The following is a 20168-nucleotide window of genomic DNA, read 5'->3' on the forward strand; positions in this document are numbered from 1 at the left end:
TTGAAAATAAGAAGAAATGACACGCGGCGTTTACATCAAAACCATTGCGGATATACCTGAATCATATATAATAGATGGGTTATCTATAAGGATGCATGAACGAAAAGTGTACAGACTTAAGAGGTACCTCAAGTATAAGGGGGCGATATGAAGCATGTCAGAACAACAACCGATTATCCGCTTCGAAGCGGTGACTCAGCAATACGACCAGGATGAAGCCGTATTGAAGGCGGTCAGCTTTGAGATTGAGCGGGGTAAATTTTATACGCTTCTTGGCCCATCGGGCTGCGGGAAAACAACGATATTGCGGCTGATTGCCGGTTTTGCGGAGCCGACACAGGGAAGTATTTATTTTAACGGTGCGCTCATCAACCGGGTGCCTGCTCACCAACGGCAGGTGAATACCGTATTTCAGGATTACGCGTTATTTCCACATTTGAATGTATTTGAGAACGTGGCTTTTGGTTTGCGGATCAAAAAGATGAAAACGGCTGAAATTCGCAGCAAAGTGTTGGAAGCCCTCAAATTCGTCAATCTATCCGGGTATGAAAACCGGGAAATTGGCGAAATGTCCGGCGGACAACGACAACGTGTCGCGATTGCACGCGCCATTGTGAACGAACCTGAAATTCTGCTACTGGACGAGCCGCTCTCGGCACTCGATCTGAAATTACGGACCGAAATGCAGTACGAGCTGCGCGAGTTGCAACAGCGACTGGGCATTACGTTTATCTTTGTTACGCATGATCAGGAAGAGGCCTTGGCGATGTCGGATGAGATCTTTGTCCTGAATGGCGGTGTGATTCAACAGAGCGGTACACCGAATGATATCTATGATGAGCCAATTAACCGCTTTGTGGCAGACTTTATCGGGGAATCGAACATTGTATCGGGCAAAATGAAGCAGGACTTTGTGGTGGAATTCGCTGGCGCACAGCACGAGTGCGTCGATCAGGGTCTCCAGCGGGACGAGCCGGTAGAGATTGTCATTCGCCCAGAGGATCTGGAGATTACAACCGAAGACCAAGGCAAGCTGAAAGTCAATGTGGACTCCCAGTTATTCCGCGGGGTGCATTACGAGATATCTACGTACGACGATGCGGGCAATGAGTGGCTTGTTCATTCAACGAAGAAAGCCGTCGTCGGCGCGCGGATTGGACTCTATTTTGACCCGGAAGCTGTGCACGTCATGCGCTTTAACGAGACCGAAGAAGAGTTCGACAAACGACTCGAAGCCTACCAAGAGGCCGCTCATGCAGACTAAGGCCAGCACACGCAATGCGTATCTGATTCCATATGTATTATGGATGGTGTTGTTTGTTGTGGCGCCGGTTCTGCTGGTCATCTATTATTCATTCTTCGATGTGGAGGGTAACTTCACGTTTGGCAACTACGCCCGGTTCTTTACACCGGTGTACTTGCAGATGACGCTCAGTTCGTTCTGGTATGCATTTCTGATTACGGCGTTCTCACTGCTGATCTCGTATCCAACGGCGTATATGCTGACCCGGACGAAGCACAAGCAGCTATGGTTGCTGCTGATCATTCTGCCAAGCTGGATCAATCTTTTGTTAAAAGCGTATGCCTTCATCGGCCTGTTCGGAACGTACGGTCTGACCAACTCCCTGCTTGAAGTCGTGGGTATTGGTACACAGCAGATCTTGTTCACCGACTTCAGTTTTATCTTTGTCTCGGTGTACATCTTCATTCCATTCATGATTCTGCCGATCTTCAATGCGCTGGAAGAGATGAATCCATCGTTGATCTATGCGGCGCGGGATTTGGGAGCCTCATCGTGGCTGACCTTCCGCCGGGTTATCTTTCCACTGACGATTAGTGGAGTGAAATCAGGCTGTCAGGCTGTATTTATTCCTGCGCTGTCTCTGTTCATGATTACCCGCCTCATTGCGGGGAACCGTGTAATTACGCTGGGGACAGCGATTGAACAGCATTTTCTCGTCACCCAGGACTGGGGGATGGGTTCTACGATTGCCGTCTTTTTGATTATTGCGATGGCGATTATTATGTTCCTGACTGGATCAGGCAAGAAGGAGGTGCGTAATGGGAAGAAACGGAAAGCTGTCTAACGTCTATCTAGCCGTTGTATTCGCCATATTGTACGCACCGATTGCGTATCTGATCTTCTACTCCTTCAATAGTGGCGGCCACATGCGCAGCTTCGAAGGATTCACGCTTGAATGGTACAAAGAGGTGTTCGCCGATACTCGGCTGCTCATCATTGTGCTGAATACATTTATCATTGCGCTCCTGTCATCAGCGATCTCGACGATCCTTGGTGTAGCAGGAGCACTGGCGATCTACCATGTGCGTCGCAAACGGACCAAGAACACGCTGCTGTCACTCAATAACGTGCTCATCGTTAGTCCGGATGTCATCATTGGTGCGTCATTCCTGATCCTGTTCACCATGATTGGCATTAAACTGGGCTTCACTTCGGTCCTGCTGTCTCATATCGCATTCAGCGTACCCATTGTCGTGATCATGGTGCTGCCAAAGCTGCAGGAGATGAGCCCAACATTGATGGATGCGGCACGCGATCTGGGCGCTGGATCATGGCAGATTCTGACGCGTGTGGTGCTGCCATACGTGAAACCAGGTATTTTTGCCGGATTCTTTATGGCGTTGACGTACTCGCTCGATGATTTTGCAGTAACATTCTTTGTCACGGGTAATGGATACTCCACACTCTCTGTAGAGATATACTCCAGAGCAAGGCAGGGCGTTTCGTTGTCCATCAATGCTTTGTCTACCCTGCTATTCCTGCTCACGGTGCTGCTGGTGGTCGGATATTACTTCATTAACCGCCGAGCAACACGGATACCACCTGGAGGAAAGGGGCTGCGACCATGAAGCAACTGGTACGGACATTTGCGATTGTTTTTGTGGCCGCGTTTGCCCTGATGATCCTGGCTTCGTATCTGAACAAGAGTCAGGGGTATTCTGGCGGCAACACGCTGACTATCTATAACTGGGGCGATTATATCGACCCCGATCTGCTCAAGGAATTTGAGGATGAGACAGGCATTAAGGTTATCTATCAGACGTTTGATTCCAATGAAGCGATGCTGACCAAGATTGAGCAGGGGGGAACCACGTTTGATGTGGCGATCCCTTCCGAATATGCGATTAGCAAAATGAAAGAAGAAGACCTGCTCGTTCCAATTGATCACAGCAAACTGACTAACCTGAATAACATCGATCCGCGGTTCTTGGACTTGTCCTTTGATGAAGGTAACAAGTATTCCATCCCGTATTTCTGGGGAACGGTGGGGGTTGTGTACAATCCCGAACTGGTGGATGGGTTGACGTTTGATAGCTGGAACGACCTGTGGGACCCACGTCTGAAAAATCAAATCCTTCTCCTTGACGGGGCACGCGAAGTCATTGGGATGGGATTAAACAGTCTTGGGTATTCTCTGAATGATACCAACGAAGACCATTTGCAAGAAGCGCTGAAGAAGCTGTCTACACTGACGCCAAACGTCAGAGCAATTGTCGGAGACGAGATCAAGATGTTACTCGCCAACGAGGAAGCAGCAGTTGGACTCGTGTGGTCTGGGGATGCATCCGAGATTATGGATGAGAACGACAAGCTGGATTACATGGTGCCAGAAGAAGGCTCGAACCTCTGGTTTGATAACATGGTTATTCCGAAGACGGTGAGTAATATTGAAGGGGCACACCAGTTTATCAACTTCATGCTGGACCCGGATCATGCCGCTCGTAATGCGGAGTATGTCGGATATTCCACGCCAAACGCCGAGGCGCTTAAGCTGCTGCCAGAGGACATCTCCGAGGATGAGCGCTTTTATCCAGAAGAGGCACTGACAGGCAAGCTGGAGGTCTACGATAATCTGGGCAAAAAAATGCTCTCGCATTATAACGATCTGTTCCTGGAGTTTAAAATGCACAGTAAATAACCGCCAACAGCGTATGTACAGTTCGTTAGATTCTGAAAAAAAACAAAAAGGGGTGCTGCTCGTCATATCAATTGATGACGAGCAGCACCCCTATTTTATTACCTTCTTCAGAGCAATAGCTCAGGTCATGCTTTTTTCGTGCACACGTTAACGGAGGGGAGAGAACAAACGAAGGAAGCGAAGCGGTCGCCTTTATCAACGGATTTTCCCATTTCTAGATGGGATTCAAAAAAATCCGGGGATAACAGCGATCCGAAGTTGTTCTGTCACCGCAGTGATCAAGTGGGAACGAATAAAGGGTTACATGCGCTTTTTGCGACCCACCATGATCCATGCCCCACCCATAATCAACACAATCGCCACAAACGGTTGAATAAAGCTCAAGCTGCTCAGCATCGTGCCAATCGACATCACAGCGAAGAACAGCAGCGATATCACCGTTAGAATGTTGATGGGGATCAGCAACCATTTATTCCGACCACCGAACCAATACAATTCGAACAAACCAACAGCTACAGCCAAGATGAAGCCCGGCCACATTGTACTCCAGTTGTTGAACAGCATCGCGATTTGACAGACGATACCCACCGTGAGCAGCAACCCACCAGGAACCAGAAGTCCAACCCCTCTGCCAATCATGGAGAAGTACAGCCAGTGGAAGAACAGTCCCAGTGGAATCACGAATAACGTGGGCCAGAAGGTCGCAAAGATCGTACCCGGACCGAGTGAACCTCCCTGGTTCAGAATCAGGTACACGCCTAGCAAAATGAGAACAGGCGCAAGGATCGTACGTTTAGCCATAATATCTCTCCTTCTGAATAAAACATCAATTTCCGAACGGTTGTATGTAGAGCAATACTTTCGTTACTCACAGCATACCATGAACTGGAAAAGTCTATCCTCCGTCTTTGGAGTTAAAATGAACCTAGACCAAAGTCTAGGTAAGCATTTTGGGCAACCACCTCTCAGTAGATGAGGATGTAGTTGAACATGCTAAAAACCCACTCTGTTGAAGAGTGGGTTCTTTCATTCTTTTTATCAAAACGAAGCTCGTTATTTCACTACATCCGAATGTTTCTTGCCCCAGCTGTTCACACCGTCATCCTCAATAATGGAGATGGCAGCGTCGGCGATGTCAGGGTTTGTCATCAGTTTCTCCTGAATACGGAACTTGATGTCATCCGCATCAGCCAGGCTGAGTCCTTTGGTCAGTTCAATCAGACCTTCGACATGATAATAACGGCCTTCCTGAATGATACGCATCATCTGAATGTCAGCAACGTGTGTGTCTGCGAGAATAGTCTGGGACACTTTGTCCTCAATATCCTGCGGAGCCGCTACACCGATCAATCCGATCATATTATCGTAACCGACACGGAAGGCTACAGCGATCATCAGACATCCAATAATTGTTGTCACAATGCCGTCGAGCAATGCAAAATTGGTCAATGCAATGACTACAACGGAGATCAAGGCGAGTGTCGCACCGAGTACTGCCACAACATCTTCGTAGAATACGAGACGGGTTGGTGGCGCAGCACGGCCTACATTTTTGATAGCAGCAGGGACCAAGGCAAATCCGGCGGCTTTGGGTGCGCGTGCTTCTTTGAGGATTTCCTTCATGGCTTTGATCAGAATGGCCCCGTCAATGACAATGTTCAGAACAAGCACTCCGATGTTAATCCAGAGACCGCCGGTATGACCAACAGGATGCTGCAACAGATGGATACCTTCATGGATCGTTTCATACGCCATAATGGTAACAACAATAACGGCGATCATGCAGAAAATGTTAATGACCCGTCCGAATCCGGTCGGGAAGCGGCGTGTAGGTTTTTTCTCGGACAACACACTTCCGACAAAGACAAACCCTTGGTTAATGGCATCAGCGAGTGAATGCATCGCCGAAGCGAACATGGCGCCACTGCCACTGAATAGGAAGGCTCCCCCTTTGCACACAGCAAGTACGGCATTACCTGCCATCGCTACGGCGGAGGATGTGTTTCCTTTTTTGATGAGAGACATAAAGCTCTCAGACTTCGGTTGTTCAGCCACTTCGTATGTTCCTCCCAGATCAATGTATTAGGTGTAGAAAAGGCAGTCTTATCTATACAGCATGTGCATTTCCACTAAATGTTATTATAACCGCTTTGACATATCCCAGCATTATGCAAAAAAGGTCATATCACCATGTGCAACTCAGTACTCGATAGCCTCCAAGGCACGTAAATTGTGGTTGGATTGTTCCAACAGTTCCGTAAACGTCCCAGCGACATAATATACAAAATCCGGATCATGTACGTACATAATAATCTGCCCGACGGTTCCTTGCTCTGTCGGATCAAAATCGAACATCAGATACAGTGAACCGCCTCCAAGCTTGCCAAACGTGATCCATTTCTTTTGAAAAAGGTAGGGTTTGATTCGAGGATCAAGCTCACGGATCTCTTCTTCGGTAAAATAATCATCCATGCGGTTCTCCACCAGCGTGGACTGCTCCTTTTGAATCTTCTCCAGGGATAACAGGTAAAATGGCTCGGATTCCCGTCCTTCCTCAAGACTTGGATACAACACGTGAAAGCCATATCCACTGCCGTTTTTTCGTTTGTAGAATGCACAAAAATCAGTGGGCAAACGAACACCATGTTCCTGCTCGAATGCGTCGAGCTGCTCATCCGTCACGCCTTCAAACTCGCGATATGCCTCCAAGAGCTCCCGGTTTTCCTCATCCTGTACCTTCTCCTCCAGCAACATATCCAGTTCATCCATCAATTCATATATACGCTGTTCTGGCATCCAATTCCCTCCGTATGAGCTATTCAGATAATATGGTGAGTGATATGCGAGCAAACTGTGCCTGATTTCACCTCATATTATAGTTATAATCCAGAAAAGCACACAAGAAACCGGAGTCCTTGCTTACATACTACAATGGTCTCATTATTTAAAGGTGGTTGTTGCATATCAGCACACATAGCCCCATCCCAATCGATTATGTACAACCATCATAAAAGTCGCTCCTAACGACAAATAAAGCGTAGGCATAAGGAATGATCCCTGTAACCCACGCTTTATTTTTATCTACTATATAAATGAAACTAATCTTTTACACGAAAACGTAGAGGACAGAAATAACCTGAAGAAGCGAAGTGTTCGCCTAAAAGCTTTCTGCAAGAAAGCTACATCGGAAGCATACGCTTATCACCAGATTTTCACCTTTATATAAAGTAAATAAAAAAATCTGGGGATAACAGCGATCAGAAGGTTGTTCTGTCATCGGAGTAGCGAGTGTAAATATTCTTATTTCATTTCACATCGTCCTCTTTAATCAAACTTCCAGCAGGACAGACTAAGGTTGCCATACTGATAGGCTTTGAACAGGAGCGATGCCTGCTTGTTCTGATCTCCCGCACCCATGGCGAGTAACAGCGGTACAAAATGCTCCGGCGTAGGCACGGCGGCTTGAGCTGAAGGTGCCAGTTTATCATAGGAGAAGAGAGACTCCGTATCCCAACTCACCAGCTTGTCATGCAGCCAGTTATCAAACTCTGATGCCCACGGGTCAACGCCGTTACTTTCCCAGTTCAATCGACGCAGATTGTGGACGGTTCCGCCGCTGCCAATGACGAGGATGTCTTGCTCACGCAAGGAAGCAAGCGCCTGTCCGACCTGATATTGCTGCTCACCTGTCAGATAGCGATTCACGGACAAGGCAATTACGGGAATATCCGCATCCGGATAGAGTAGGCGTAGCACAACCCAAGCGCCGTGATCCAGGCCACGAACATCATCTGACTGTACCGAAATGCCTGCTTCTGTGAATAAACGCTCCACCTCGGCTGTGGTCTCTGCCTGTCCTTGAGCCGGATACTTGATCTGGTACAGCTCTGGCTGGAAACCGCCGAAATCATAAATGGTCTCATAGTTGGCTACCGAGGATACAAGCTGGGTTGTGGATTCCCAGTGAGCAGAGAACAACACGATTGCTTTGGGTTTCGGCAGTTCCTGTCCAAGTTTTTGCAGAAATTCAGTGTACACATTCTCCTCCAGTGCCAGGGATGGGGCACCGTGAGCAATAAACAGAGATGGCATCATTATGAATTCAGTCCTTTCGGGTCTTCGGTAGTCAGATTTGCATCCGTCCGAAGCCAGTGTTGAAATTGTTGATATAGATCGGGGGTCACTTGGTGCCCACCGTTGTAAGGTACATATGTGACGTGATTGGTATGTTGACGGAAGAAATTGGCGTTATTTTCCCCCAGTTGCAGCGGGAATAGATGATCCTGATCCCCATGCGAGATGAACACAGACAGCTGCGAATCGGGTTGCAGCTTGTACTCGTCTTTCACAAATTGCGGGATGTACCCACTCATCGCTACAATGCCTTTAATTTCATCTCCCATCATCAGCGATAGGGTCATCGCCATAATGGCGCCCTGGCTAAATCCGGCGATATAACGCCGCGTGGGATCAATAGCATATTTGGCGGAAAGATCAACAATCAACTGTTGCAGTCCCAGCACGGAGGCATCATACAATTTACGGATGGGATTGCCAATGCTTTTAATCTGAAAATAAGCATAACCACTACCCTGAACGATAGGCCCACGGATGGCAACAATAATAAAATCAGACTGCATAGGTTCCATTAAACGAAGCATATCTTGCTCATCTGACCCCATGCCATGTAAGGCGAAAATGACAGGATAACGTTGATCTGGATTGTAATGAGACGGTAATCGGACTTCATGTATATAAGGAGAATTCATTGATAACACCACCTGAAGAGGAATGAGTTAAATATATCTTTTCTGACAATAAAGTTCACCAATATGAAATAAATATTCTTATTTATGAACAAAATTTATCATGGTTTCATTGTAGGGTCAATACTTTTTTTGTATGATGAATATATGTTGTTTATAAAAAATCTTGAATGGTTCTACAATAAATGCCGCTGCGCATGGTTCATATCTTATTCCCGAGGACGTGATCAGGATGTTAAAGAGTATCGTGCCTATTTTGAGAATATTTGATGAAAATAAAGCTAGAGAGTTTTACCTTGAATACCTGGGTTTCCAATTGGATTGGGAACATCGATTTGAGCAAGATATGCCCTTATATATGCAGATTTCACTCGATTCCATCGTGATTCATTTATCCGAACATCATGGAGATTGTACACCTGGAGCTGCCTTGCGCGTGGAAACAGATAACTTGGATACATTCCATGGTGCACTTCGTCAGAAAGAGTACAAAAATGCGAGACCCGGTATAGAGGAGACCCCATGGCAATCAAGAGAAATGACCGTGACAGATCCGTTTGGCAATAGGATTATATTTGTTGAGACAAGCGCCGAATAGATAACCTGAAGTAGCTAAGCTTACGTCTGGTGTCTTATATAGATCAATAGAAGGGGAGGGACGCAATATGGATATTGGCTTGGCTATTCGTACGATCCGCAAACAGAAACAGATTACGATCATGCAGATGTGCGAGGGAACCGGTTTGTCCAAAGGTTTTATCAGCAACGTGGAAAATAACAAAACGTCACCTTCCATTGCTACGCTTGAAAGTATTGCAGATTATCTGGAAGTGCCACTTCCTTATTTGCTACTGACACCAGAGCAACGGATGAATGTGGTACGCAAGAACGAGCGCAAGGAGACGACAGCAGGAAGCGGACAGATCAAAGTACAGCAGCTTACAGCCAAAGGTGCAATGCGTATGTCCATTGTGGAGTTACCGCCAGGTGCTTCGACCGGGGTTAGCAAACATGCCGGGGAGGAAAGCCATCTGGTGTTGCAGGGTAAGATTCGTGCGGAGCAATGCGAAGATGTGGAAGTTCTTGAAGTGGGTGATTCGTTTACTTGGAATGCAATCGTGCCCCATGAAGTGACCAATATCGGTGAGGAACCTGCGGTGGTGCTCATTGCGGTGTCCAAAGAATTGGGTCTGGATTATCTGTAAAATACAAAAAGGACGGCTCCCAAGTCATGAACATGCGAACCTGCATACATGTACAATGGGAAACGTCCTTTTATATTTCTAACGAACGGAGCGAGCCCTATTAGGTGAGTTTAAGCAGGTGCAGAGATGTAACGAACCTCATACGCTTTATTTCACTGCTGTGTGTGTATTTTGGCTACATTCCACAGACTTCTGGCGAAATAACGTCGCAGAGATTCCTTAGAAAGGTCAGAAGCACACTGTCTATTGCGGATTAGTCGTCCAGATGCCTGCTGCTTTGACAAAGACACGGTCGGACAGCTTGAGCGTTGCCAGTGCAAGTTCAGCTACATCTTCCGCTTGCATCATGCGATCTTCGTCGCCAATTTTCAGTCCGGCATTAGTCGCAAGCTCCGTATTAACGGTGCTTGGAGTCAGTGCTGTCACACGAATGTTGGACTTACGCACTTCCTGCATCAGAGATTCGGTCATGCCGAGTAGTGCAAACTTGGATGCACAGTATGCCGAACCTGTAGCGAATCCGCGTTCACCTGCAGTGGAAGCAATATTGATAATGCTGCCGCTACTTTCCTTGATCATGCTCGGAAGGACAGCGCGTGTAACGTAATATGTACCCATAACGTTCACCTGCAGGATGCGCTCCCACTCTTCCGGCTCCATCTCCATGAACGTCCCGAACTTTCCGATCCCCGCATTATTGATAAGGATATCCACCGCACCGAGTTCCATCTCGATGGCTGCTACAGCGGCTTCCGCCTGCGTGCGATCCGAGATATCTGCTACAGCACTGGTTACTTTTACACCGTATTCTTGACTAAGTGACTGTTGCAGAGCCTGAAGATCGGAAGCGGTACGTGCAATAAGGCCAAGGTGCACACCTTCTTTGGCAAGTGCCTCAGCAATCGCACGTCCGATACCTTTACCAGCACCTGTGATGATCGCTGTTTTATTTTTAAGTTCCATGTGGGTAATTCCTCCTTAGAATTGGACTGGCATCTGATTATACTATATTACCCACAGTTCGGAAATTTGCTTCATCACTATTTGGTAATCTCGATGCTGCCAGAAGAAGTACGGGCCTTGATCACTTCCCGGCTCACCATTGGCGATTCAGGTACATCTACACTTCCGGAAGTAGCCTTAGCGTCATAGATTCCGTCAAAATCAGGTGCAGCTTGAATGAAAATATCTCCTGATGTTCCAGACGCATTAATCGGGGCAGGATGGGACTGTTCAATATGAATGCTACCCGAAGTGAATTGAACATCGGCTGCACCGTTTAATTCAGTGATCTCAATATCTCCTGATTTAATCTTACTGTTCACTTGACCGGCAATCTGATCTGCCGTGAAGCTTCCGGATGTCTGTTTCACGGTCATGTCTCCATTGATCATGGAAGCGTTAATGTCACCCGAAGTTAGAACCAATTCAATATTGGGCGCCTTGATGTTTTCCAGACGTATGGAACCTGAGGTGGTGTTCAGCTCAAGCTGATTGGCATTTAAACCTGTCAGATCCCAGTCACTTGAAGAAGAATCCAGCTTAACCTCATTTAATTGGTGTCCTTCGGGCAGGGCCACAGTTATTGTGGAGTCTTGATCATTCCAATACAGGGTGAAAAATTGTAATCGTTCACGTTCTGTCTGAGACAGTTGGAATGTGCCGTTGGATAAAGTGGCTTGTTCGAAGCTTTTGACTACGGCAGAGTCCCATTTGCCATCCACTTCGATATAACCATTCGAATCCGGGCTTACAACAAATTCAATATCTGCACTGAAATTAGCATTCATGATAATGTTCTGCAATTCATCTGCTTTGAAATCCCATCGTTTAGAATAATGCTCCCGTTCATCCCCGAACTGAACGCCATAGATGGATGTACCAAGTAAACCTATTCCGATACATATCACGGCGAGTGCAAGCCATTTTTTGGTACTCATGCGGAAACATCTCCTTTCATCGTGTTTTTATTCCATCTAATATATTGAAGAGTGACGATTTTGAAGGCTCTAAAGACATACTTCGATGTGATAGCAAACAAAATGCCGACACCGAAAGCGCCAATCGCAACGAAAATTTCCGGTTTATCGAGTTGCCCCAGGAATACAAAGTCCACAACTGCTGCCACAGGAGCCAATACCAGCAAGGAAAGGCTGGCAATAACAAGCCATACCGACCACATCATGAGACCAAGAGGAATGCCAAGAATCAGATTCAGGAATAACAGGCCGATGGCTGTGAAAAATTTGCGAGTGGCTCTGGTGCTGTTTCTAGGTGACCGCATTTCGCGATACGTCGGTGCATAGAACGCATCTGAACCCGGCGTATGAATGTCATAACGATCACCGAGTGCTTCCTTGGCGATCTCTTCCGGGTGTCCCAGTTCCCGAGCAATCTCTTCTTCCAGCCGGCCTTCTCGTAGTCCAAGCTCGAAATGTTGATCATAGTCGGCGAGCAACTCAGCCCTTTCGAACGGGTCCATCGGCCGTAGATGAACTTCCATGGCTTTCATAAATTGTTGTCTATTCATTAGGGATTCCTTCCTCAATCAGATTTGCGACATTGCGCACAAATTCATTCCATTCTGTTGTCAGTGCCGTCATGTAGTCGCGACCTGTATCAGACAGTCGGTAATACTTGCGTGGCGGTCCTTCCGTTGATTCTTGCAGATAGGTGGTGCAGTACCCGTCATTTACAAGCCGGCGAAGCAAGGGATACAGTGCACCTTCAGCAACTTCAATATGTTTGGAGACCGCCTGAGCCAGTTCGTAGCCATACCGATCCTGGCGGTTAATTAATACCAGGACGCACAGCTCCAATACTCCTTTTTTGAACTGGATGTTCACATTCACACAGGTTCCTCCTTCGTAGCTTCATTCATAGCTAGTGTATATTGTTCAGTAGTGGTGAAGTCATCATAGCATCCAGTACTGTTTAATGCAAGGTAGTGATTTTAAAATAGTTCCATGTCACAATTTATCGATCATAAGTTTGTTTAATGCGGATGCTTAGCCGAGGCTGTCTGTTTAGCTATATAATTCAGCATACGCAAAAACCGGATCGGTTGCTTCCGTCTGAAGGCGGATTCCGATCCGGTCTGTGAGATGAACTTTGGTTTCTTTGGTTTACAGGTGAATCGCTGAATGTCGGTTATTCTTTTGCATCCAGGACTTTAAGGTCTTCCACAGCAGGGCCCTCAATGACATGGCCTGCATAATCGAAGCGGGAACCATGGCATGGGCAATCCCACGAACGTTCGCCCTCGTTCCATTCGACTTCGCAACCCAGATGGGTGCAGGTGGTATCCACCAGAAACAGCTTGCCACTGGTGTCCTTGTAGGCGCCAGCCCGTTTGCCATTATGTCGGACGACAGCTCCTTCGTCTTCACCAATATCGCTAACCTTTTTGTGAACAATGCCTACTTTACCGGAGATTAATTCCTTGGCTACATTCACATTTTCCACAATAAAGTTCTTCATGCCAGGATCTGCCTTGAATCTTGCTGGATCAAATACTTCAGCATGCGGATTTTCACGTCCGGTGATCCGATCTGCGAGAATATGCCCAGCCATGGTACCCGTTGTCATACCCCATTTGGCAAATCCAGTCGCGACATAGACGCGTTCATGTCTTCCGGTAATCGGTCCGATGTAGGGCACCTTGTCAATGGAGATGAGATCCTGAGCAGACCAGCGATATGGAATGTTGCGAATACCAAATGTCTCCGCTGCGAACTGCTCCAGACGTTCATAGTGACCGAAGGTGCAGATGCCTTGTCCGGTTTTGTGATTTTCGCCGCCAAAAAGGATGTGTTCCTTCCCGTTATGTAAGACGGTACGCAAGGAGCGGTAAGGTGTATCGTCCGAGATGTACATGCCGCCTGCATAGGGTTTCTCCGGTTCGACTAATACGGCGTAGGATCGTTCGGCGTGTAATCGTGTGAAATAAAATCCGGGATCATAGACGGGAAAATGAGAAGCCACGACAATATGTTCCGCTGTTACGGATGGGCCATCTCCATAAGTTCTGACATGTAGTGAAGCGTCTTCCTCTACATCCGTAACAGTCGTATGCTCGTAGATCTGTACCCCTTGTTTCACAGCGGAATCGAGCAAGTAGTGCAGGTAGGCCAGCGGATCAAAGCGTGCCTGACCCGGCATGAGAATGCCTGCTCTGGCTGGGACTGGAATAGGGAGTGGGTCTACCCACTCACCAGGGATATTGAGTTTGCCATAGGCGGTCAGCTCGATCTCCAGTTTTTTAATGTTTTCCTCTGATTGAATGTAGACGTAGGCATCTTCCTCTGCCCACTGGCAATCAATCTGTTTTTCCTTCACCAGATTGCGCATCCATTTCGCGGCATCGGCATTGCCTTCATAGTACATTCGAGCCTGTTCTTGTCCGAAGTGATGCATAATTTCATCAAATATGACGCCGTGTTGTGCAGATACCTTGGCAGTGGTATGACCAGTCGTGCCATCCAACACTTTTCCAGCCTCTAGCAGGACCACACGCATACCTGTCTGTGCCAGCAGATAAGCGGTGGTAATGCCTGCAATACCGGCACCAATAATGGCTACATCCGCGGTGATATCTTCGGTCAGTTTTGGATAGGCATCGAATTCATGCGTAGCACGCCACAGTGATTCGGGGACCGGGGGCAGACCCGTCTTGGGATGCTGGTTGTCGCTCATTTTTTTTCCTCCTTGATTATCTTCAATCTATCGAATGGGATGTTGTTCAGCGCACATCGTTGTACTCTTATTCATGATTGCCAGACTATGCCAGGAAAAAACGGTGTTGTTTAGATTTTGCAGAGGGGATGTTCACAATTTCCTGCACAGGACCTCTGTTTTTTTTGTTAAACATGCTATATGATAGAATTACCGAAATCGTTTTAGGTATTGAAAAGGAGATCAGGTTTTACACCTGTAAACGTTGATTATAAAAGGATTAATCTATCTATTGGAAGAAAGATTTCATCCGAATTAACCCCCGTTTTTTCTCGATATATGTATTCGCTATCATTTTAATTAACTACCGATAACCAAAGGAGATTCTATATGACCACCAACCAAACGAAATATCCGTTTCAAGATACAGCACTAGAGTTAGACACCCGTGTGAAGGACCTTGTATCCCGCTTGACGGAAGATGAAAAAATTGAATCCATGCTGCAATATCAACCGGCAGTAGACCGTTTGGGTGTGCCTGCATACAAACACGGAACAGAAGCTGCCCACGGCTTGGCCTGGCTTGGAGAAGCAACATCTTTCCCACAACCGGTGGGGCTGGCATGCACATGGGATGCGGATCTGATGAAGGAGATTGGCTCCGTGCTTGGAGACGAGGCACGTGTATTTTATAAACGCAATCCGGCAGTGAACGGTCTTACCCTGTGGGCACCTACAGTAGATATGGAACGTGACCCGCGCTGGGGCAGGAATGAAGAGGCGTATGGTGAAGATCCGGAACTGACAGCCGAGCTGACAACAGCATTGGTCAAAGGAATTCAGGGCGACCATCCGAAGTATTACAAAGCGGTCGCTACCTTGAAGCATTTTCTTGCGAATAATAACGAAGTGGATCGTGGAAGCGGTTCGTCCAGCATTGATCCGCGCAACATGCGTGAATATTATCTGAAGGCGTTTGAGAAGCCATTTAAAGAAGGCGGCGCACAGTCCATGATGACAGCGTACAACTCCATTAATGGTACACCAGCGTTGTTGCATCCATTTGTGAACGAGATTGTCAAAGGAGAATGGGGCATGGATGGTTTCATTGTCAGTGATGCAGGCGACGTGATGGGCATCAAGAACGATCATAAATACTATGATTCCCACACACCGGGTACCGTAGAATCCGTGAAGGCAGGAATTGATAGCATCACCGATGATGCTGAGCTGTCCAAACAGGCACTGCGTGAAGGATTGGAACAAGGTACGCTCACGATGGATGACATCGACAAGGCGTTGTTTAATACGTTCCGTGTGCGTTTCCGTCTGGGCGAGTTCGATCCGGAAGAAGGCAACCCGTACGCTGCTATTGGTGAAGAGTCCATGATGACAGAGAAAGCAAAAGAACTGTCGCTCAGAGCCGCAAGAGAACAAGTGGTATTGCTCAAAAACGAGAAAGGCACGCTCCCGCTGGACAAAACAAAAGCTGGTAAAGTGGCTGTGATTGGTCAATTGGGCGGAACCGTCTATCGTGACTGGTATGCAGGCACCATGCCGTATAACGTATCCCCGCTTGAAGCGATCCGTGGCAAAGTAGGCAGCGATAAAGTATCGTTCAAGGATGGTAATGATCGCATTACGCTAACTTCCGTAGCCAATGGGAAGAAAATTGGACTGGCAGAAGGTGAAAAATCACCTGTGATTGCTTCGGGAGAAGCGGAAACGTTCATGGTGTCCGACTGGGGCTTCGGAAGTTATACCTTGCAGGCGGAAAGCAACGGCAAATATCTGACCACAGATGAAGAGACCGTAACAGCTTCCGCAGATGAAGTGTACGGCTGGTTTGTGAAGGAAGTATTCCAACTGTTGCCACAAGAGGACGACAGTGTAGGTATGACCACTTGGAATGGCAAAACGGTGACTGCCCCTAATGGTGGAAACGATGCATTTGCGGTGTCCGAAGAACTGAAAACCTTTGGTGCCACAGAGACGTTCAAGCAGGATGTGGTTTTGAATGGACTGGAGGAAGCCGTAGCAGCTGCCAAGGCTGCGGAAACGGCAATTGTGTTTGTTGGTAATAATCCGCTTGTAAATGGTAAAGAAGAAATTGACCGTCCAAGTCTGGATCTGGCCGAATCCCAGCAACGTCTGGTTGAGGCGGTCTATGCCGCGAACCCGAACACGGTAGTTGTCATCGTGGGTAGTTATCCGTTCACATCGAATTGGATTCAGGAGAACATCCCGGCGGTATTGTATACTTCACACGCAGGACAGGAACTGGGTAACGCAGTAGCTGACGTATTGTATGGCGACTATGCACCAGCAGGTCGTTTGAACATGACATGGGTACAATCAGCAGATCAACTGACCGACATCAAGGATTACGATATTATTCAATCCGGTCGGACATATCAATATTTTGAAGGTAATGTATTGTATCCGTTTGGACATGGTCTGACGTATGCAACATTTAAATACAGCAATTTGGAAATTAGCCCAGCTCAAGTGGGTACAGAGGGCAACGTTACGGTAACTGTAGATGTAACCAATACCGGTTCAATCGCCAGTGACGAGGTTGTACAGTTGTACGTTCGTGCAGGCAAATCGCGGGTAAAACGTCCACTCAAAACGTTAAAAGGATTCCGTCGTCTTCATATCGAAGCGGGAGCTACAGCAAAAGTCAGCTTCACCTTGCCTGTGCAGGAACTGGCAATCTGGGATGTAACTCGTGATCGGTATGTCGTGGAAAGTGGAACTTACTCTATTATGGTTGCCAAGTCATCCTCCGATGTTCAGCTGGTTGCAGACCTGACGGTTGAAGGAGAGACAATCCCTGCTCGTAATCTGGGTGTGGCTACTCGTGCCGAGAATTATGATGCTTACCTGGGTGTTGACCTGGATGAGAGCAAAGAGGGCGGAAGTGCTGTCCGTGTAGTTGGAGAGCAAGGATGGATTGCCTTCAAAGATGCCGATCTGGGTAGTGGGGCAGCAGCAATTGAAGCTCGTGTATCCGCAGAACAAGCAGGCGCTGTGTTGGAAGTTCGACTCGGCTCTCCGGAGGGTACGCTAGCAGGACGTGTGGAACTGGCACAAGGTGAAGCCCAGCAGTGGTCTACCGTGAAGGCAGAACTCTCAGGTGCATCAGGTGCGCAGGATGTATACATTGTGCTGTCAGCAGGTGTACGTATCAGTCACTTCGAGATTCGTTAAGTCAAATAGCTCATGACAAAGCCTCCGAATGCATTCGGAGGCTTTTGTTGGTCTATACGCTGGTTGGATCAGGATGCTTCTTCCTGTACAACTCTTTTATCCTGAGCGGTAACACTAGAATTATACAAAATGCTTTGCCATCGCACGTATTTTTATTTTCCGTCAAACGTAATCATTTTTTGCACAAATTGCTTCAATTGTTTGTTGGTTTCATTCAGTTGCTCAATTGTGCTCATGAAATTGTTTACGAGTTCAGCCTGCTCTTGGGAGCTTGCAGTGATCTCACCAAGTTCATTCTCCATGCCTTGAATGGATTGCCGAACCGAGAGAAGAGAATCTTCAATACGTGCCGTCGCTTCTTTGGTATCCACAGACAGTTTGCGAATTTCTTTGGCAACAACGCCAAAACCTGCACCTGCTTCACCTACACGAGCAGCTTCAATAGCTGCATTCAAGCCGAGCAGATTGGTTTGCTCGGAGATTTCACGAATGAAGCTGGCGACTTGAGTTACATTGCCTGATTTCTGTACGGCTTGTTTGGAATTGTTCCGGATCTCTTCAGTTGTGGCACTGAGTTCCTCGGAGTGTGCAGCTACATGCTGTACACTGTCAATTAACTGGTTAGTCAGATTTTCGGTAGCATCCATGAGCTGTTGCAGCTGGTCCTGATCATCCATACTGTAGAGCAGGTTAAACAGGGCGATGACTTCACCTTGTTCATTTTTAATGGGAATAAAAGCCACGTCAAAAGGAACGCCGAATAAATCTTTAGGGTAGTGATCGAATCGTTTGACTGTACCGCCGTTGAGATCAGCAAAATTTCGATTTCCATCCAATAGAGGGTCGCCGGGTTGATAATTCAGTTGTTTTAACGATTCCCCTGCTGAGAAATATAGAAATTTCTCATGATCAATAACGGAGAGGGTTACATCCTGACGAATCGTATCTCGAAAGAAAGGCATACATGTAATTAATGCTTGAACAATATCCATATAAAAGATGATTCCTCCCTGGCTACCTTATGTAAACGGTTAAATTTTAAATGCTAAATTAATAACTACCTATATTATATATCGTCATGCAATAGAGGAGAAAATAGAGAGAATGGATAGAACCTATTTCTTTAAGGCAGGTCTCTACGAATGCTTCAATTATGCGGGAAATGGTCCGAGAACCAGTTAAAGATTGTTTAATTACTATTCTTATTTACAAACCGATGGTCGGTTTGTATAATTCTTATAAAGAGTAGAGGAGTAAACAAGGGAGGAAACGTACTTGAAGAATGAAGACAGACGGAAACATACAACGGCTCAGTTATTGGGAGCTACCAAGGAACTGTTACAAGAGAAAGCCTGCCATGCGATTACCTTAAAAGAGATTATGGAACGCTCGGGATTGTCCAAAGGGGCGATTTTTCATTACGTTAGAAGCAAGGACGAAATATTTATCTGGGTTCTGATGGAGCATCTGGAGACGGTGCACTCTGCCGTTCTGTCTACCATTGCGGAAGCAGATATCAAGACGTTTGAAGGTCCGATGCAGATTATCGCTGCGAATTTAGTCGGTCTGGAGGAGCAGGGGTCAATGACCAATAAGGTCTTGCTTTATTTGCTGGGCAAAGAGGACGAACCTCAGGTGTCCGAAGCACTACAGCAATTTCACGATAGGTCGGTCAACTATTCGATGCAGTGGATTGAGTTGGGAATCAAACATGGTGTGATAGATAGCTCGATTAATGCAGAGCAGATGGGAGAACTTTTTGTACTGCTCTCCATGGGACTGCGGGTACGCACCTCAATGCATACAAGCGGAAGGTCACACTTGAACTCTACAGATATAGCTAACTTCATGTCTACCATGCTTAAGCAACAAGACTGATACGGATCTTTTTATAGTAAAGATGATGAAGGAGGGTAAGAAATGGCACCACTTATTGCATTATGCACAACTTTTATGATACTTCGCGGGATCGGCTGGATTGGAGTTCCGATGTTTAATCATTGGCATCCTGCGTTGCAAGGTGCGGTTGTCGTCATGTTTTTGTTAACCGCATCCGCACACTGGGGCAAACGCAGATCCGATTTGGTTCAGATGGTTCCTCGTGGATTAGTTCACAAGGAGAAAATCGTAACGTGGACTGGAATCCTGGAGATCGTAGGCGCAGTTGGTTTACTTATACCTGGTGTTGCATGGATTGCCTCTACAGGGTTGCTGCTCATGCTCATTGTCATGTTCCCGGCTAATGTCCATGCGGCCCGTGAGAAGTTAACAATAGGCGGCAAAGCTGTGTGGCCAGTTTTCCCACGTCTGATGCTTCAATTGCTGTTCATTACAGCGGTTGTACTCGCTTCGCCATGGTTTGGATAATA

The 20168-nt window shown here is 47.0% G+C and carries 20 protein-coding genes; 9 read left to right on the plus strand and 11 right to left on the minus strand.

Annotation, left to right across the window (positions count from 1 at the left end; translation table 11 throughout):
- Positions 1–154: 154 nt before the first annotated feature.
- From AC6CIF_RS07980 to AC6CIF_RS07995, 4 genes are read left to right on the plus strand one after another with little or no spacing between them, the layout of a single operon-like run.
- Entirely contained in the window at positions 155–1264 is a 1110-nt protein-coding gene (locus tag AC6CIF_RS07980; protein WP_036612848.1) for an ABC transporter ATP-binding protein, read from the plus strand.
- Entirely contained in the window at positions 1254–2087 is an 834-nt protein-coding gene (locus AC6CIF_RS07985; RefSeq protein WP_017691799.1) for an ABC transporter permease, read from the plus strand. Before AC6CIF_RS07980 ends, AC6CIF_RS07985 begins: the two co-directional genes overlap by 11 nt.
- Positions 2062–2871 (plus strand): ABC transporter permease, encoded by an 810-nt coding sequence (locus AC6CIF_RS07990; RefSeq protein WP_036612847.1) that lies wholly within the window; start codon positions 2062–2064, stop codon positions 2869–2871. Before AC6CIF_RS07985 ends, AC6CIF_RS07990 begins: the two co-directional genes overlap by 26 nt.
- Positions 2868–3941 (plus strand): ABC transporter substrate-binding protein, encoded by a 1074-nt coding sequence (locus tag AC6CIF_RS07995; protein WP_498198939.1) that lies wholly within the window; start codon positions 2868–2870, stop codon positions 3939–3941. The genes AC6CIF_RS07990 and AC6CIF_RS07995 overlap by 4 nt, the downstream gene beginning before the upstream one ends.
- Before the next feature lie 300 nt (positions 3942–4241).
- Here AC6CIF_RS07995 and AC6CIF_RS08000 read toward each other — a convergent pair whose 3' ends face one another.
- The 5 genes from AC6CIF_RS08000 to AC6CIF_RS08020 form a co-directional block, all read right to left on the minus strand.
- On the minus strand, positions 4242–4742 hold the full coding sequence (locus AC6CIF_RS08000; RefSeq protein ID WP_036667859.1) for a hypothetical protein: 501 nt from the start codon (positions 4740–4742) through the stop codon (positions 4242–4244).
- Between the two features lie 252 nt (positions 4743–4994).
- Positions 4995–5996, minus strand: a complete 1002-nt coding sequence (locus AC6CIF_RS08005) for a cation diffusion facilitator family transporter (RefSeq protein ID WP_100528301.1) — start codon at positions 5994–5996, stop codon at positions 4995–4997.
- 144 nt (positions 5997–6140) lie between these two features.
- On the minus strand, positions 6141–6737 hold the full coding sequence (locus AC6CIF_RS08010) for an SMI1/KNR4 family protein (RefSeq protein ID WP_498198941.1): 597 nt from the start codon (positions 6735–6737) through the stop codon (positions 6141–6143).
- A gap of 528 nt (positions 6738–7265) precedes the next feature.
- Positions 7266–8036, minus strand: a complete 771-nt coding sequence (locus AC6CIF_RS08015; RefSeq protein ID WP_498198943.1) for a DODA-type extradiol aromatic ring-opening family dioxygenase — start codon at positions 8034–8036, stop codon at positions 7266–7268.
- On the minus strand, positions 8036–8710 hold the full coding sequence (locus tag AC6CIF_RS08020) for an alpha/beta hydrolase (protein ID WP_498198945.1): 675 nt from the start codon (positions 8708–8710) through the stop codon (positions 8036–8038). Before AC6CIF_RS08020 ends, AC6CIF_RS08015 begins: the two co-directional genes overlap by 1 nt.
- A gap of 229 nt (positions 8711–8939) precedes the next feature.
- Here AC6CIF_RS08020 and AC6CIF_RS08025 point away from each other — a divergent pair, with 229 nt between their 5' ends.
- Both AC6CIF_RS08025 and AC6CIF_RS08030 read left to right on the plus strand, forming a co-directional pair.
- A complete protein-coding gene (locus tag AC6CIF_RS08025) occupies positions 8940–9305 on the plus strand; it encodes a glyoxalase superfamily protein (RefSeq protein ID WP_076209698.1) in 366 nt (121 codons plus the stop codon).
- Positions 9306–9372: 67 nt separating this feature from the next.
- Positions 9373–9912, plus strand: a complete 540-nt coding sequence (locus tag AC6CIF_RS08030) for a helix-turn-helix domain-containing protein (protein WP_498198947.1) — start codon at positions 9373–9375, stop codon at positions 9910–9912.
- Between the two features lie 243 nt (positions 9913–10155).
- Here AC6CIF_RS08030 and AC6CIF_RS08035 read toward each other — a convergent pair whose 3' ends face one another.
- The 5 genes from AC6CIF_RS08035 to AC6CIF_RS08055 form a co-directional block, all read right to left on the minus strand.
- On the minus strand, positions 10156–10875 hold the full coding sequence (locus AC6CIF_RS08035) for a 3-ketoacyl-ACP reductase (RefSeq protein ID WP_076209700.1): 720 nt from the start codon (positions 10873–10875) through the stop codon (positions 10156–10158).
- Positions 10876–10952: 77 nt separating this feature from the next.
- Positions 10953–11852: a DUF4097 family beta strand repeat-containing protein gene (locus AC6CIF_RS08040; protein WP_076209701.1), complete on the minus strand. Its 900-nt coding sequence runs from the start codon at positions 11850–11852 to the stop codon at positions 10953–10955.
- The gene (locus tag AC6CIF_RS08045) at positions 11849–12442 is read right to left on the minus strand and encodes an HAAS signaling domain-containing protein (RefSeq protein ID WP_076209702.1); all 594 of its coding nucleotides are present in this window, start codon (positions 12440–12442) and stop codon (positions 11849–11851) included. Before AC6CIF_RS08045 ends, AC6CIF_RS08040 begins: the two co-directional genes overlap by 4 nt.
- Entirely contained in the window at positions 12435–12764 is a 330-nt protein-coding gene (locus tag AC6CIF_RS08050) for a PadR family transcriptional regulator (RefSeq protein ID WP_036612821.1), read from the minus strand. Before AC6CIF_RS08050 ends, AC6CIF_RS08045 begins: the two co-directional genes overlap by 8 nt.
- A 298-nt stretch (positions 12765–13062) precedes the next feature.
- Positions 13063–14607, minus strand: a complete 1545-nt coding sequence (locus AC6CIF_RS08055) for an FAD-dependent oxidoreductase (protein ID WP_498198949.1) — start codon at positions 14605–14607, stop codon at positions 13063–13065.
- Positions 14608–14976: 369 nt separating this feature from the next.
- Between AC6CIF_RS08055 and AC6CIF_RS08060 the strand changes: the two genes are divergently transcribed.
- Positions 14977–17799, plus strand: a complete 2823-nt coding sequence (locus tag AC6CIF_RS08060) for a glycoside hydrolase family 3 C-terminal domain-containing protein (RefSeq protein WP_498198951.1) — start codon at positions 14977–14979, stop codon at positions 17797–17799.
- A gap of 152 nt (positions 17800–17951) precedes the next feature.
- On the opposite strand, the gene AC6CIF_RS08065 is transcribed toward AC6CIF_RS08060, so the two are convergent.
- Positions 17952–18791: a methyl-accepting chemotaxis protein gene (locus tag AC6CIF_RS08065; protein WP_074092610.1), complete on the minus strand. Its 840-nt coding sequence runs from the start codon at positions 18789–18791 to the stop codon at positions 17952–17954.
- A 283-nt stretch (positions 18792–19074) separates the two neighbouring features.
- Between AC6CIF_RS08065 and AC6CIF_RS08070 the strand changes: the two genes are divergently transcribed.
- Positions 19075–19677 (plus strand): TetR/AcrR family transcriptional regulator, encoded by a 603-nt coding sequence (locus AC6CIF_RS08070; RefSeq protein WP_340014807.1) that lies wholly within the window; start codon positions 19075–19077, stop codon positions 19675–19677.
- 42 nt (positions 19678–19719) lie between these two features.
- On the plus strand, positions 19720–20166 hold the full coding sequence (locus tag AC6CIF_RS08075) for a DoxX family protein (protein WP_498198954.1): 447 nt from the start codon (positions 19720–19722) through the stop codon (positions 20164–20166).
- Positions 20167–20168: the final 2 nt, after the last annotated feature.

The sequence above is a fragment of the Paenibacillus sp. GQ49 genome, from assembly GCF_059759055.1.